Origin of the sequence: Alteromonas sp. 76-1, assembly GCF_900654235.1 — a bacterium.
Classification (GTDB): Bacteria; Pseudomonadota; Gammaproteobacteria; order Enterobacterales; family Alteromonadaceae; genus Alteromonas; species Alteromonas naphthalenivorans.
Genome location: NZ_LR136958.1, coordinates 2,955,327 through 2,971,505, shown reverse-complemented (window position 1 = coordinate 2,971,505; position 16,179 = coordinate 2,955,327). Strand labels below are relative to the sequence as shown.

Below are 16,179 nucleotides of genomic sequence, written 5' to 3'. Positions count from 1 at the left end.
GATGATTAACTATTTAGAGACTGTCTGATTGCGACCTTGTTCTTTGGCTTTATACAGCCTCTCGTCGGCGACCTTGTAGATTTCAGATAACGCGTTACCATTTTCAGGCCAGCGGGCCACGCCGATACTTACGCTCATATTATCGTCAAAACCCTCTACGTTTAACGAGTGTTCAACTGAATGCCGTAAGCGCTCAGCAATGCTATGAGCCTGAGAAGGCGTAACATCAGGTACAAGTAAACAAAACTCTTCGCCGCCGAATCGAAAAGCCCAATCGTTTCGTCTGCGCATACTATTGATAATTCGTGATACGTCAACCAGTACTGCATCTCCTACGCCATGGCCATATTTATCGTTTACTCTCTTAAAATGATCAAGGTCGACTAACACCATAGAGACAGATTTTTGTTTTTCGGGCAACGTTTCGCAGAGCATGTCGAAAATTGAGCCTAGAAGCAAGCGGTTGTTCAGCCCTGTGAGCGGGTCTAATGAGGCCATTTCCTGCAAACGTTTGACGGTCTCTGCCCGTTTTCGCTCATAGGTATAAGATAACGCCCAAATAGCAGTAAGCGTTAACGCAATATTGACAATGGCAATGACGGGCGTGTCGGGATTATGCACAATATGTCGGTAGGTTAGGATACCGCAGCCTGATAATACATATAATACAGAGTAGATGGTGCCTAATTGGGTGCCCAACAGCAAATAGGATAGAACCGGAACAATGAAAAGCCAGCTGTACAGTGCTGAGGTAAATGAAGCGCTAAGAATGCCAATAAGAATCACGGTGTACAGAGCGAATAGAAACACAGAAGACCATAATTTTAGGTTCGTTGTCTTTTTATGAATCGCTAAAATAGCCAGAGAAAGAACGACAACCAGTAACTCAACAAACGCTAATACTTTGTGGCCTACTATCCAATTATTGATAGTAAAAATGACACCTGCAACAATGATAACAAGTAGAACAACTCTCAATACCGTACGACGAAACTCGAGTTCGTTGCCCCACAAATTAGAAGTGGCCATGGTGATGTGTATTCCCTTACAAATTTGACTGAAGATTTTTGTCTTTAAGAACTGCACATAGTAGAGGGCGCAGGAGCATAGTGACACAACACAATGTTATCTGATTTGGCTCACGGTGTTTATCTTAATTGTTAAAGATAGACGAATAGATAAGAGATGTGACCAGTTTGATGAAATTAAACTGGTATTTCGATTATCTTCAATGCATGAGCCTTGCCGATAACCACAGTGAATAGGTTAATAATTAAGTGAAGCTTTTGTGAACTTGCTATTTTCTTCTAGTATTTGAATGTGCCTTTCATGATACATTGCATGAAGCAATTCACGTGGCGCAAAAATAATTAAAGCAAATGCATCAGGATGCGGTTAAAAAGTGAAGTGCTAGGTCTTAAGTTGCAAAGCAGACCACTTTACCAATCAAAATCGTTACCATAGCCGCATCAACGCAAAGGGTAAACTATGAGAAGAGCAGTTATCACCGGTCTTGGAATTGTTTCAAGCATCGGCGTCAATAAACAAGATGTACTTGCTTCACTAAAAGCAGGTAAGTCAGGTATTACACACTCTGAGCAGTTCGCTGAAATGGGCCTAAGAAGCCAAGTGTGGGGTAATATCGATATCGACCTTAAAGAGCACATCGACCGCAAAGCTATGCGGTTTATGGGTGATGCAGCGGCCTATGCTTATGTTGCAATGCAACAAGCCATTGAAGATTCAGGCCTTGAAGATAGCGACATTTCAAACGATCGCACCGGCATCATTGCTGGCTCTGGTGGCGCGTCTTCTGAAAACCAAGTACTTTCGGCAGACATTCTGCGTGAAAAAGGCGTAAAACGTGTGGGCCCTTATATGGTGCCACGTTGTATGGCGTCTACGGTTTCAGCGTGTCTTGCTACGCCATTTAAAATTCGTGGTGTGAATTACTCAATCGCATCAGCGTGTGCCACCAGTGCGCATTGTATTGGTAACGCCATGGAGCTTATTCAACTGGGTAAGCAAGACGTTGTATTTGCAGGTGGCGGTGAAGAATTGCACTGGGCACTGTCAAGTCAGTTCGACGCCATGGGCGCACTGAGTTCTAAATATAACGACAATCCTTCAGTAGCATCACGTACTTATGATGCAGCACGCGATGGCTTTGTAAGTTCAGGCGGCGGCGGTATGGTTGTGGTTGAAGAGCTTGAGCACGCATTAGCCCGTGGCGCAAAAATTTATGGTGAAGTGGTTGGCTACGGCGCAACTTCTGATGGCTTCGACATGGTAGCACCATCAGGCGAGGGCGCAATCCGTTGCATGAAAATGGCCATGGCGAATGTATCTGCACCCATCGACTACTTGAATACCCATGGTACTTCAACCCCAGTTGGTGATGTAAAAGAACTGGCGGCTATTCAGGAAGTATTCGGCCAATCTGGTGTACCAATTAGTGCAACAAAGTCACTAACAGGTCATGCATTAGGTGCTGCTGGCGTTAACGAAGCTATATACAGCGTATTAATGATGGAAAATAACTTTATTGCACCGTCAATTAATATCGACACATTGGATGACGCAGCTGCTGGTCTCGACATTGTGACACAAGCACGTGAAGCAACGTTGAACACGGTTATGTCTAATAGTTTTGGTTTTGGCGGTACTAACGCAACGTTGGTGATGCAGCGCTACCAAGGTTAATAAAGCAATGAGTTAACTGGTTTGAATTAGCGTCGACAGTCGGCTTTAAAAACAAACCAGATACTAGACTGCTTAACAGCAGCTCACGTTCAGTCGTTAATTTTAAAGGCTCGATGATGGTAATTTAGGTTACTGACATCGGGCCTTTTTGCTTCCAGCGCTTTTATTCATACCTTTAAGTAAGACAGTAGACGTAGGTCAAACTCACTCTTTATCTTTTAATAGAGCAAACAGGGCACTTGGTCGACTAATCGTTATTTTCCCATAATGTAAATGCAGTAATCCTTGGTTCTGTAAATCGCCCAAGAGCTGATTTACGGTTTGTCGGCTGCTATTTATCATTTGCGCTAAAGATTCTTGCGACAAGGTTAAGGTAATGGCGCTGTCTTGCGGTAGATGCTGACCATAACTGGTGGTTAGCATAAGCAAGCGCTTAATTAACTGGTGTTGTAAGTTTAGCCCAGCACTGGAATCAATAAATTGAAATGCACTTCTTACTCTTGAGCAAAGCAAGCGCGCGAAGTGTGGATAAAGCTCGGGGTGGGCCTTTAACACTGCGTTAAACGCAACTTTGGGAATAACGGCAATAACAGTATCGATTTCACACACACTGTTATGAGTGCGGGGTAAATCATCGAATAAGGATATTTCACCAAACCACGTGCCCGGGCCCAGCAAGGCAAATAGCATTTCTTTCCCGTTTTCCCCTATGTTCACTACGCGCAGGCGTCCTTCACACACGCCATAAAAGCCAATTCCCTCTTCACCTTTTGCATGCAATTGTTGGCCTGCCTTTAAATGGCGAATACGCACTTTATCGAGCAAGGCACTTTGCAAGTTTTCAGGGAGTGAAGAAAACCATATCGAGCTGGTTAAAACTGAAGTGTATTGTTGATTTAACATTTTTATTACAGTGTCGTTTATCCGACAGTTTAGCCTGTAATTTAGGCGTAAGGTAGCAAAAAATGTAGGAGATCTATGATGAGTTCAAAAGTAAAAGCACAAGTGAGTGAGCAAGAGTGGCAAACTCGTGTGGATTTAGCCGCCTGTTATCGCGCAGTGGCCATGTATGGCTGGGACGATTTAATATTTACCCATATTTCGGCACGGGTGCCGGGCCCCGAACATCATTTTCTGATAAATCCATACGGCATGATGTTCGATGAAGTTACTGCATCAAGTTTGGTGAAAGTAGACTTACATGGTAACAAGGTGATGGAAAGTGAATACGATATAAATCCAGCGGGATTCACTATTCACAGTGCAGTGCACGAAGCCAGAGACAATGCGAAGTGCGTTATGCATTTGCATACTACCGAAGGGGTAGCGCTTTCAGTATTAGAGGAAGGATTGCAAGCGTATTCACAGCAGTCTTTGTTTCCGTTAGCCTCATTGTCCTACCATGCCTATGAAGGGGTAGCCTTAAATCCTGATGAGAAAGCGCGCCTAGTTCGTGATTTAGGTGATACGCAATTTATGATATTGCGCAATCACGGGCTGCTTACCTGTGCCGATAACATTCCTGATGCGTTTTTATTTATGTTCATCTTTCAGCGAGCCTGCGAAATTCAGTTAAAAGCGCAAGCCACAGGCCAGAAGTTAATCCCCATTCATTCTGCTATTTTACAAGGGATCCGTGCCCAAGCGTCTGAGGTAACGAAGCAAGCGGGTGGAAGCCTAGCGTGGCCGGGTATTAAACGGCGGGTTGCTCGTCGATTCCCTGGTTTCGATGAATAAGCGCTAAATTAGACTAAAAAACTGTATTGATTCATGGTGCTCAAGGTTACTAATCCGAAGGATTGAGGTAAACTTAGCACCATGAAAATACTCTTTGAAGACACTATCCCTTTAGGCCGTGAATACTTCAGCGGCTTAGGCGATGTTAGCAGTTACGCATGGCAAACCCTTACTCCGGAAGATATCAAAAACGTAGATATCTTGGCTGTGCGTTCCACTACCAAGGTCAATGAAGCCTTGCTTAGCCAAGCATCGCAACTTCAGTTCGTTACCACTGCTACCTCTGGCACTAACCACATGGATAAAACCTGGCTTAATAGTCAGGGGATCAGCTGGAATTCCGCGGGCGGTTGTAACGCCGTTGCCGTGGCCGAATATGTGCTAAGCGCATTATTTTTAGCTGACCGTGCAGGTAAAATAGATATTAATGCTATTACCGTCGGTATTGTGGGGGCAGGGCATGTAGGCACTGCGTTGGCTAAACGATTAGCGGCATTGAACATTGAATATAAGTTGTGCGATCCCCCATTAAACGAGTCGGATGACCCACGTAGTTTCGTTGATTTTCAAGATATTATCGATTGTGATGTCATCACGCTTCATGTGCCTTATGTGAATACAGGCCGCCACACTACAGGTAAGTTGATTAATGCTGATGTGCTAGGGCAGCTAGGTAGCAATAAGCTGCTAATTAATGCATGTCGCGGTGAGGTGATTGATGAACTGGCTTTGTTAAATAGGCTTAAACAACCCAACGCGCCCACAGTAGTGTTAGATGTCTTTGAAAATGAGCCCGCCATTAACCCTGAACTATTACAATACTGTTGGTTGATGACACCTCATATTGCTGGGCATTCAGTTGAGGGCAAAGTCCGTGGTACCCAGTATGTTTACGAACAAATATGTAATTTATTGGAAGAACCAAACACGAAATCCCTCGGCGACTATTTGTCTGCTGTCGAACCCATTAAAGTAGCATTGGCGTCGGCGTCAGCTTCTGCATTATCGAAACACGATTTGATAGGATTAATGCTACAGGTTTATAACTTGCGTGTTGATGATGAAGCGTTTCGCGAACAGTTAGGGGAAGCGTTGGAAAGACAGCAAAATGAAAGTGCGCAAAGCGAAGAAATTAGTGCCAGCATTAGCCATACCTTTGCTACTATGCGCAAAAGCTATCGAGTAAGACGGGAATGCAGTGCATACACGCTGATATTGCCCCGTCACACATCAGATGGAATTAAACAGCAATTAAAAGGGTTAGGTTTTTTGTTGCAAGCCTAGCTTGCCAGCCTAACGTCTTCTATTTTTAAGCAATACTATTTACAGGAGAAACAACACTTATGTCACAAGCCTTTGACGTTGCCGTATTAGGCGCGACCGGTCTAGTTGGGCAAACTATGATAGAACTACTGGCAGAGCGTGGCTTTCCAGTAAATCGTTTATATCCACTAGCCAGCAAACGTTCAGCGGGAACCAGTATTAGCTTCAAGGGCGAAGATGTAGAAGTGTTGGATGCAGATACTTTCGATTGGTCGTTGGTACAGTTTGGCTTCTTTTCAGCGGGCGGCAGCATTTCTGCGGAATTCGCGCCACGTGCTGCTGATGCAGGCTGTATTGTTATTGATAACACGTCTGAATTTAGGTACGAGCCAGACATTCCGCTTGTCGTGCCAGAAGTTAATGCTCATGTATTGGCTGACTTTCGAAACAGAAACATTATTGCCAATCCTAACTGTTCAACCATTCAAATGATGGTGGCGTTGAAGCCGATACACGATGCTGTAGGTATTGACCGTATTAACGTGAGCACGTATCAGTCTGTATCGGGTGCAGGAAAAGAAGCGATGGAAGAGCTGGTGAAACAAACTGCTAGCCTACTCAATGCGCGAGAGCTTGAGACAAAAGCGTTTAGCCGTCAAATCGCCTTTAACGTTATTCCACAGATTGATGCGTTCCAAGATAACGACTACACCAAAGAAGAAATGAAAATGGTGTGGGAAACACAAAAAATTATGGGTGATGACAGTATCTTGGTTAATGCGACCGCAGTCAGAGTGCCTGTGTTTTACGGCCACGGTGAAGCCATTCACTTAGAAACTCGCGCGCCAATAGATGCTGAACAGGTTAAACAGTTACTTGCAGATGCCCCAGGCGTTAAAGTTTATGATGCTGCCGACGAGTTTCCTACTCAGGTAAGCAGTGCTAGTGGCAATGATATGGTTCACGTTGGACGTATTCGAAACGATATTACCCATCCCTGTGGTCTTAACCTTTGGGTTGTGTCAGACAATATCCGTAAAGGTGCGGCAACAAACAGTATTCAAATTGCTGAAACCCTAATTCGCGATTACATGTAATCATAGGGTAAGTAGGCAAAGCCTAAAATAGGGCATATGACATTGATTTCGCCGAGTAAGTAAACATTTTGCTTACTCGGCCGATAAGCAGTTATATCGATATTCAACAAATAGATACCGAAAACAGAAGGGCTAACTAGATTGCCATTAATAACTGGTTTATAGTTTCCTAAACCAGGTTGGAAATACCACTGGCCTTAGTGATGTTGTCGATACATCAATAAAGGTAAAAAAATAGCGGTAAGCAATGTAGAAAATCTGTATTGATAGGGCATTTTCATTCGTGCGCACGCGCTATCAAATGATAAGAATAAAAAGCTGAACCCGTTTGCTGCATTTAAGCGCAAATGAAAAGAGGTTTAGCTACGAATCTCCACCATGATACTTGGTGGTGTTGACGCTTGAGGGCATATAGGATTGCTATGAAATTGCATTTGACGGGCTTAGTTTTACTTACTTTATGTTTACTAGCCCCCCACAATAATGTCGATGCACAGGAACGCGCTACCCTGCTGAAAGGGCCCAAGAACGCGACCAGTCAGTATTCTGGGTTAGAATACGGCCCCATTGATTCTCAAGATACCCTTTGGCGTATAGCTGAGCGTTATCGCCAAAATGATAACCTGTCAGTTTATCAGGTTATGTCCGCTATTTATGAGCTAAACCCCAATGCATTTGAACAGCAGAACTTAAATCTATTGGTTGATGGTTCTATGCTGAAGTTGCCGTCAGAACGTTATATTTCTCGTATTGATGCAAGACAAGCACAAATTCGAGCAGAAAGTGACGAGCGAACCTTCGCTGAGTTGCTAAACAAACCAGGTAGCAGCGTACGAAATATTAAACCGCCTGCGCCTTTGGTGAATCAAAACGATTTAAGCCAAACTCAATCCAATATAGAACAAAAAATTACGCGTTTAGATCAAGAGCAAACCCGTCAATTTGATGAACTTCGGATGCAATTTGCTGCGTCGTTAGAAAACGTGGAAGCCTTGTTAAACGAAAATCGCAAACTGTATGAGCGGGTTGACGAGGTTAATGGTGAACTTCAAGAGCTTCGTAATCAGGTTGAAGGCGATGTTAAAACACAAATAGATACACAAGTAGCGCTGCAACAAGAGCTGCTCGACATGATGAAAGCCGAGCAAATGCAGCGAGAAGCAGAAAAACAAAAGTCGATGTGGAGTTCGCTTTCTAGCCCAATGCTTCTCATTATAGGCTCCGGCATTATTACCTTATTATTGGTCGGCGGGCTAATTGCGTGGTTGTTGAAACGCAAACCAGCTGAAGCTGCAGAAGCACCCGAAGTACCAGAAATCTCTGATGATGTACCTGTACCAGATACTGACATGGCTGACTTGGCCAGCGCACTAGAGCCTGATCTTGGCGATAGCATGGAGCTGACGGATGACGATCTATTCAACGACGACGACTTGCTTGATGATGTGCTTACCTCTGAACTAGAGGAAAGTCTTGATGATGATTTAGAAACCTTCGGCGACCTTGACGATGACATGTTGGTGCCTGAAGACGATACCGATGACTTATTTGAGTCGGGCAGTGATGAGCTTGACCAGAATGAGCTAGACAGTTTGTTCGATGATGATGATTTATCCGATAAGCTCAGTGAAGATGAAAACAGCAGTTTAGAAGGGTTTGATTTATCTGGTGATGACGATGATGATTTGGCTAACTTTGACGATTCGCTTGATGCAGACCTTGGTGAAGAATTAGACGAAGCTCAAGAAGAAACCGATATTGAAGAAGCGCCAGATGCGTCTGAACCCGATGCCTTAGATGACGACTTTGATATCGATGATATTTTAGATGGCGCAATGGCAGAAGCTGCAACGAGCGATTCGGTAGACGACATTTTTGAAGCCGCTCAGTCAGCATCGAATGAAAGTGAAGAAGATACTGCCACCTTACCCAGTGTTGATGATGAAGACGAAACGCCTGAGATCAGCATTGATGATTTGCTTGAACAAAATGCACCAGAAACAACGCTGCTAGATGAACTAGACAGTAAAGATGAGCTTATTAACGAAGAAATGATTGATAAGCTTGATGATGAAATTAATCAGCAGAATCAAGAACTCGATCGTATTACTGATGATTTGCTTAACGAGATTGAGCAAATCGAAATGATGGGTGGCCTAGACGAAGGTGACGAAGACAGCGAAAGCGAAGAAGATACAATAGAGTCTGTTGCGTCATCTCCTTCACCACAAGCCATTCAAAGCCTAGACAGTATTACCGATGACCTAGACGAAATTGATGTTGAAGACATGGAGAATGCTGATGATTTCTCTGATCCTTTGTCGGATGACTTAATTTCTGAATTGCAGGCTGAAAGTGAAGAAGAGTTGGGATTCGATGAAAATGCATCTGACGAAGAGCCGGCCCCTGAAGTAGATGAATCTGCAGATGATGATTTTTCTGACCCTTTCACAGATGACTTGCTGGCCGAGCTTGAAGCTGACATTGAATCGGATGATGACGATGTAGCGCCCGAATCAGCAGACGCTCAGATAGATGGTGAATCAGACAATGATAATGCTGACTTTGACGACCCGTTAACAGACGATTTGCTCGCCGAGCTTGAAGCGGGAATCGACTCTGAAGATGAAGCTTTAGCGCCCGATGCGGAAGAGGAAACTCAGCCTGACTTTGACGAAAGTGGCGATTTTGATGACCCACTTACTGATGATTTGTTAGCAGAGCTAGAAGCTGAAAATCAACCAGATGACGCGTTTGAAAACGAGTCAGAAGAAACCTCTGAGGCTACTGAAGCTCCAGAAGCTAGCGATGACTTTAATGATCCACTTACCGATGATTTACTCGCTGAGCTAGAAGCAGATATTGAATCCGATGAAGGTACTGATTCCGGCGATGCGCTTGCAGATGAACTTCTTGCTGAACTTGAAGCTGATATCGACATCGACAGTGATATTGAACAAACTCAGTCCGATGCGCTTGAGAATGATCCCATCGAAAATGAAGTCTTAGAAGCCGAAAGCACAGACAGTGAAATCGAGCAGCAAGAAACATCAGATTTTGACGAAGCTGACCAAGATGTTGCTGATGAATTACCTATTGATGAAGCACTAGCTGAAGATGATTCTAGTGATGAAGAACTTGAGGCCGATGCGCTAGCGCCAGAGCCCGAGCCCGAAGAATTAACATTAGACAATGAAGATGAAGCTGCTTCCCATGACGAGCTTGTTGAAGAGTTACTCGCCGATGAAGAGCACAGTGAAGATGAGTCAGAAACAGACGCAACAGATTTAAGCAATGATGAACCACTAGATGAACTTGAATCTTTAGGTTCCGCTGAGCAAGTCATTGATGAACCAGAAGCAGAAATACAAGATTTAGCGTCGTTAGAAGAAGCCGAGTCACAAGATGACATTGACGGGTTTAACGAAGACGAAGTATTAGATGAAGCACCGCCTGCTGAAGCTCAGCTAGACTTTGATGGTGATGATGAAAGGGACGATGCTCTCGAGTCTGCTGAACCCGAAAATGTAGAAGTAGACGGTGCCCACAGCGACGATGGAAGCCACAGCGACGACGAAAGCGATAGTGACGACGAAAATCACAGCGACGACGAAAACGACAGTGATGAAGACGAGTTACTGACTGACGATTTACTTTCTGAGCTTGATTCTGATATTGAAACAGGTCTAGACGTTGCGCCAGATGAGCCTCATGTTGTTGATGAAGAAGATGTAGAAGATACTTTTGACATCGAGCCAGATGCTGATGAGCCTCTTGCCGAAGCCGAAGCCGAAGCCGAAGCCGAAGCCGAAGCCGAAGCCGAAGCCGAAGCCGAAGCCGAAGCCGAAGCCGAAGCCGAACCCGAAGCCGAAGCCGAAGCCGAAGCCGAAGCCGAAGCCGAAGCCGAAGCCGAAGCCGAAGCCGAAGCTGAAGCCGATCCACTTGACGATGCGTTAGCGGCGTTTGATAAACAAATGATGGATGATATTCCTACATTTGGTGAATCAAGCGATGATGCTGAAGAGCCAGAGCCAGAGCCAGAGCCAGAGCCAGAGCCAGAGCCAGGGCCAGAGCCAGAAAGCAACGATTACGATGACAGTATTCTTGATAGCGCTTTCGATGAAATTGATGAATTTGAATTAGAGCATGAAGTTGATGGCGTGGTGCCTGAGCCTTCAGCTAATGAAGAGCCCTCAGCCAATAAAGAGCCTTCTACCGATGAAAAAGACCCTAGCGACTTCGACGAATTAGAAGATGTGCCAGGGTTAGATGACTGGTTGTCAGGAACCGAAGAGTCAGAACAAGAAGAGATATTTGACGATTTAGATGGTGCAGAATTTGATGAATTGCTGCAAAGCATTGAATCCGAGCAAGAAGATGAACCAAGCGTTGCAGCTGACACCACTGAATCGACAGAAAGCCTAAATTTTGAAGAAGGTCCCGAGCCTGAACTTAAGCTCGACAATCCAGATTTAGATTTAAGTGCACTACTAAACGATGTGGATCTTGATGCTGAAACCGAACCACGCACTCCACCAGAAGATTTCTTGGATGTGGAAGCGCTGATGGATGATGGTGAAGACAATGAAATAGATCCAGACAGTGCAGAACTTGATTTAGACGTAAGCCTATCTGATTTTACCGGTGTTAATGATGCCGATGATGTTATTGATATTGATAAAGATGCTGGGCAAAACGCTAACCTCGACCTCGCACGGGTTTATCTAGAAATGGATGATATCGTTGCCGCTAAAGAATTACTCGAAGATGTGATGAATCTGGGTAGTGAAGAGCAAAAGCAAGAAGCTGAAGGTATTTTAAAATCCATCAGTTAATTGCATGTTGAGTGCGGTATGACTACACTTAGCGGCTTTTCAATTTAGAGGTGTTTGAAACATGGGGCGAATCGCCTTAGGCATCGAGTATGATGGTGCATCGGTACATGGTTGGCAACGTCAAAAAGACGTGGCTAGCGTGCAAGAATACCTAGAGAAAGCACTCACCGTTATCGCAAATAAGCCTATTATAGTATTTTGTGCTGGTCGCACCGATGCTGGTGTACATGCAACTGGTCAGATAGTCCATTTTGATTGCGATGTAGAGCGTCCAGAGCGTGCTTGGACACTTGGTATCAACGCTAACATGCCTGACACGATAGCTGTAACCTGGGCCAAACCTGTCTCTGATGATTTTCATGCCCGCTTTTCGGCCACCCATCGTCGTTATCGCTACGTTATTTATAACTCCCGTATGCGACCTGCTATCCTGCACAATGGCGTTACTCACGAATACCGAGAGTTAGACGCAGAAAAAATGCATGAAGCCGCACAGGCGCTGGTAGGTGAGCACGATTTCACTACATTCAGGGCTTCGCTGTGCCAAAGCAAAACGCCTCACCGAACTGTGAGTAGCGTGAGTGTACATAGGCAAGGTCGTTATGTGGTGTTAGATATCCGTGCGAATGCGTTTTTGCATCATATGGTACGGAACATCACGGGTTCTCTGCTTTGCATTGGGGCAGGAGAGCAACCTGTCGATTGGATGGCGCATCTACTTACCTTAAAAGACCGTGCAAAAGCCGCTACCACTGCCAAACCTAATGGGTTGTATTTGGTAGATGTGACTTACCCTGAGCATTTCGGTATACCAAAATCACCTCTAGGGCCTCTTTTTCTTCCAGAATCTTAAGAGCGTGAACGGTAGCAATAGGTTACCGTTCAACTTCTTAGACCAGTTTTGTTTTTTCCATTTTACTGTATTGTGGTCTAATAGCGCGCTATATTAGGTGGTTGTACTAACGTAGTGCGTATTTTTCTCTTGCGCTACAATAAAGTAACCGAAATATTCATGTAGCATTGACACAAAGCACGAATGAAAAAACAGTGTCGGTGCGCTAATAAATATAAAGGATTCCTTTTCCATGAGCTGGATTCAAAAAATTCTTCCGCGTACGCAAACATCCACAAAAGGTAATGTACCTGAGGGGATTTGGACAAAATGCGGCTCTTGCCAAGCTGTGTTGTACAAAACTGAGTTGGAAAAACTTCAAGAAGTTTGCCCTAAGTGCGATCATCACATGCGTATTACGGCCCGTCGCCGTATAGACGGTTTTCTTGATGAGGGGGATCGCGTAGAGCTTGGCGCTGAATTCGAACCACAAGATATCTTGAAATTTAAAGACTCAAAGCGTTATAAAGACCGGATTGTCGCCGCGCAAAAGCAAACTAATGAAAAAGACGCCTTGGTTGTAATGCAGGGCAAATTAAAAGGTATGCCGGTAGTAGTAGCCAGTTTCGAATTTGCCTTTATGGGTGGTTCAATGGCCTCTGTGGTAGGTGCTCGCTTTGTTGCTGCAGTAAATGCTTGTCTTGAAAACAACACACCACTAATTTGTTTCTCCGCCAGTGGCGGTGCTCGTATGCAAGAAGCGCTTATGTCGCTAATGCAAATGGCAAAAACATCTGCAGCATTGGCAAAAATGAGCAAAAAAGGTTTACCTTACATTTCTGTGTTAACAGACCCAACAATGGGCGGCGTTTCTGCCAGTTTAGCGATGCTAGGTGATGTTAACGTTGCCGAGCCAAAAGCCTTGATTGGTTTTGCTGGCCCTCGTGTTATCGAGCAAACAGTACGCGAAAAGTTACCACAAGGTTTCCAGCGTAGTGAGTTCCTTGTTGAGAAAGGCGCTATTGATATGATTGTTGACCGCAGAGAAATGCGTGATAAATTACACGGCTTGTTACTTAAGCTGCATCATCAGAATTAGTGAATACACAAAAAAATCAAAATACTGGCTCAACAACCACGTTGAGTCAGTGGCTTTCTCATCTTGAATCTATTCATCCAAGCGCCATTGATATGGGGCTTGAGCGCGTTAAATCTGTGGCAAATGCCATGGGTATCCATCTAAAAGACGCTTTACTTATTACCGTTGCCGGTACTAATGGCAAAGGCACGACCTGTCGCTTGTTAGAGCAAGCAATGCTTGCGCAAGGTAAAACCGTTGCGGTGTTTAGTTCTCCTCATCTAGTGAGTTACTGCGAACGTGTGCGGCTTAACGGTGAATTGGCTGAAGAAAGCGCATTTTGCCGTGCTTTCGAGCTTATCGAAAAAGCCCGAGGCGATATCACGTTAACCTATTTTGAATTCGGCACCTTAGCTGCAATGAAAATGATGCAGGATTGGGGTGTTGATGTGGCCGTATTGGAAGTGGGACTAGGGGGAAGGTTAGATGCCGCTAATATTCTTGACCCAGATTTAGCCATTATTACGACTATTGATCTTGATCACCAAGACTGGCTGGGTGATACCCGCGAAGCAATTGCTCGTGAAAAAGCCGGTATCATGCGAAAAAATGGTAAAGCTGTTATTGGCGAGCTTTTACCGCCAAGTTCACTACGTGACGTTGTGTCTGAATTAGATGTTGATGCTCGATGGGCGCAGCAAGACTTTTTCATCGTTGAGAATACCGCACCTGACAATAGCCTTAGCGCTAGCACCAGTCGAACGTGGCAATGGAAGGGTAAGCATACTGAATTTACCCAGCTGCCATACCCGCATATTCCGCAGCAAAACGTGAGTACGGCACTTGCGGCACTAGAATTATTAAACTTACTGCCAGATGAAGCAGCGATAAAGTACATTATTGCCAATACCCGTTTGCCTGGGCGCCAACAAGAAATTAGCCATAACCCGCTAGTGGTGGTGGATGTCGCGCATAACCCTCAAGCAACCAAAGCAATGCGGGAATGGCTTAAACGTTACCCCGCAAATAAAATACGCGTGGTAGCGGGTATGTTAAAAGACAAATCTATTGTAGAAACCCTTGCGCCTTTGTCGTCGCTGAATGCACAATGGTATTTAGCAAGCACATCAGGCCCTCGAGGCTGCCATGCAGACGTACTCGCGGGGGCGCTTTTGGATGCTCAGCTTGATAAAAGCTATATCAAAACCTTCAGCGATGTGACGAATGCTTATAAAGCAGCTCGTAATGATTACCAAGAAGGCGAACTTATATTGGTCTTTGGTTCCTTTGTTACCGTGGCTGAAGTGTTAGATTATACCAACGCAAATGAACAACAATAAAATCGAACAATAAGTTCAACAGGAGATAATAGTGACGTCGGCATTAAAGAATAGACTCGTGGGCACCATCATCATTGTGGCGCTGGCAGTTATTTTTTTACCAGACTTTCTCGATGGCAAGAAGCAAACCAATAAAGAACCGTTTGTATCTGTTCCTGCAAGTCCTCCTAAGAAACCCATTGTAGAGCCCGAAGCTTTTCCTAGTGAGCGGGTAGCTAAAGCGGCACAGTTGCCCGTTAAGGTAACAGACGACAAAGCGCTGGATGATGAAGGCGCACCGTCTAATGTGTCTAGTGAGACTCAAGCGTTGCCTGAGCCGGTAGAGGCTAAAATAACGGCAGAAGACACTCTTGCCAGTCAAACCATTGTTGAAGCACCAGATTCATCTACTGTGGATGACGCAGGTTGGGTGATACAACTAGGCAGCTTTCGCCATGAGAAAAACGTAAAGTCATTATTGAATAAGCTTGAGAAAGCCGGGTATCGTGCGTTTAGTCGCAGGATAATGACTAACTCTGGTCCGCTCAACAAAGTGTTTGTTGGGCCAGACTTAGAAAAACAAAAATTAGAGGCAGCATTGCCCCATTTACGTGAACTCACTGACCTGAAAGGTAAGGTCACCACGTTTAAAGTAGAATAGTGTAAACCGATAGGTACACAGCACTTTCTACGCCGTGAAAATCAGAAGCTAAAAATATTACACATTGGTAATTTTTCCGGCTTCTGTTAGAATGCGCGCCATCTCGCCAACGGCATGTCGCTACTAACAACTTCCGCGTTTATAACGCAATTAAGAGACAATGAACTGGGTAGACTTTTCCATATTGGGTATCGTTGCGGTATCTACCTTAATAAGCCTTATTAGAGGGTTTGTTAAAGAAGCCATCTCTCTTGTGGTATGGTTTGGCGCACTCTTTATTGCCAGCCATTTCTATGCCGACTTAGCCGTATATTTTACTGCCATCGATGATGTGTATCTTCGAAATGGCGCTGCCATTGCCGCATTATTTGTATCAACTCTGATGCTAGGCGGCATGTTAAATTTTGCAATTGGGCAACTGGTTCAGGCTACAGGCTTGTCAGGTACCGATCGCGTTTTAGGCATTGTATTTGGAGCGCTCCGCGGCGTACTTATCGTTAGCGCGCTTCTCTTTTTCATGGACACTTTCTCTGCTGCTGCCTCATCGCAGTGGTGGCAAACGTCGGTACTTATTCCCGAATTTGGTGTCATTATTGAGTGGTTTTTCACGTATGTGAAAGGCTCCTCCAGTTTCTTAAATCCCGCTTGATATAG

General features: G+C 44.7%; 12 protein-coding genes. 10 read left to right on the top strand and 2 right to left on the bottom strand.

The features are described 5' to 3' along the window. Positions 1-9: 9 nt before the first annotated feature. Entirely contained in the window at positions 10-1,029 is a 1,020-nt protein-coding gene (locus ALT761_RS12820) for a GGDEF domain-containing protein (protein ID WP_129739229.1), read from the bottom strand. Between the two features lie 459 nt (positions 1,030-1,488). On the opposite strand from ALT761_RS12820, the gene fabB reads away from it, so the two are divergent. Beyond that, entirely contained in the window at positions 1,489-2,703 is a 1,215-nt protein-coding gene (gene fabB, locus ALT761_RS12815; RefSeq protein WP_129739227.1) for a beta-ketoacyl-ACP synthase I, read from the top strand. A 204-nt stretch (positions 2,704-2,907) separates the two neighbouring features. Here fabB and ALT761_RS12810 read toward each other — a convergent pair whose 3' ends face one another. Beyond that, positions 2,908-3,606, bottom strand: a complete 699-nt coding sequence (locus ALT761_RS12810) for a Crp/Fnr family transcriptional regulator (protein ID WP_129739225.1) — start codon at positions 3,604-3,606, stop codon at positions 2,908-2,910. A gap of 78 nt (positions 3,607-3,684) precedes the next feature. On the opposite strand from ALT761_RS12810, the gene ALT761_RS12805 reads away from it, so the two are divergent. The 9 genes from ALT761_RS12805 to ALT761_RS12765 all read left to right on the top strand — a co-directional run bounded on the left by ALT761_RS12805 (position 3,685) and on the right by ALT761_RS12765 (position 16,174). Beyond that, positions 3,685-4,440: a class II aldolase/adducin family protein gene (locus ALT761_RS12805; protein WP_013783497.1), complete on the top strand. Its 756-nt coding sequence runs from the start codon at positions 3,685-3,687 to the stop codon at positions 4,438-4,440. An 81-nt stretch (positions 4,441-4,521) separates the two neighbouring features. After that, positions 4,522-5,724 (top strand): 4-phosphoerythronate dehydrogenase, encoded by a 1,203-nt coding sequence (locus ALT761_RS12800; RefSeq protein WP_129739223.1) that lies wholly within the window; start codon positions 4,522-4,524, stop codon positions 5,722-5,724. Between the two features lie 59 nt (positions 5,725-5,783). Beyond that, positions 5,784-6,800 (top strand): aspartate-semialdehyde dehydrogenase, encoded by a 1,017-nt coding sequence (locus ALT761_RS12795; RefSeq protein WP_129739221.1) that lies wholly within the window; start codon positions 5,784-5,786, stop codon positions 6,798-6,800. A 422-nt stretch (positions 6,801-7,222) separates the two neighbouring features. Beyond that, complete coding sequence (locus ALT761_RS12790; RefSeq protein WP_129739219.1) at positions 7,223-11,635, top strand: FimV/HubP family polar landmark protein; 4,413 nt, start codon at positions 7,223-7,225, stop codon at positions 11,633-11,635. Between the two features lie 61 nt (positions 11,636-11,696). Further along, positions 11,697-12,488, top strand: a complete 792-nt coding sequence (gene truA, locus ALT761_RS12785) for a tRNA pseudouridine(38-40) synthase TruA (RefSeq protein WP_126871455.1) — start codon at positions 11,697-11,699, stop codon at positions 12,486-12,488. A 232-nt stretch (positions 12,489-12,720) separates the two neighbouring features. Further along, positions 12,721-13,566, top strand: a complete 846-nt coding sequence (accD, locus tag ALT761_RS12780; protein ID WP_013783502.1) for an acetyl-CoA carboxylase, carboxyltransferase subunit beta — start codon at positions 12,721-12,723, stop codon at positions 13,564-13,566. Continuing rightward, a complete protein-coding gene (gene folC / locus ALT761_RS12775) occupies positions 13,566-14,885 on the top strand; it encodes a bifunctional tetrahydrofolate synthase/dihydrofolate synthase (protein ID WP_129739217.1) in 1,320 nt (439 codons plus the stop codon). Before accD ends, folC begins: the two co-directional genes overlap by 1 nt. Before the next feature lie 31 nt (positions 14,886-14,916). Next, positions 14,917-15,525, top strand: a complete 609-nt coding sequence (locus tag ALT761_RS12770) for an SPOR domain-containing protein (RefSeq protein ID WP_129739215.1) — start codon at positions 14,917-14,919, stop codon at positions 15,523-15,525. Between the two features lie 160 nt (positions 15,526-15,685). Then, positions 15,686-16,174, top strand: a complete 489-nt coding sequence (locus ALT761_RS12765) for a CvpA family protein (RefSeq protein WP_126871458.1) — start codon at positions 15,686-15,688, stop codon at positions 16,172-16,174. Positions 16,175-16,179: the final 5 nt, after the last annotated feature.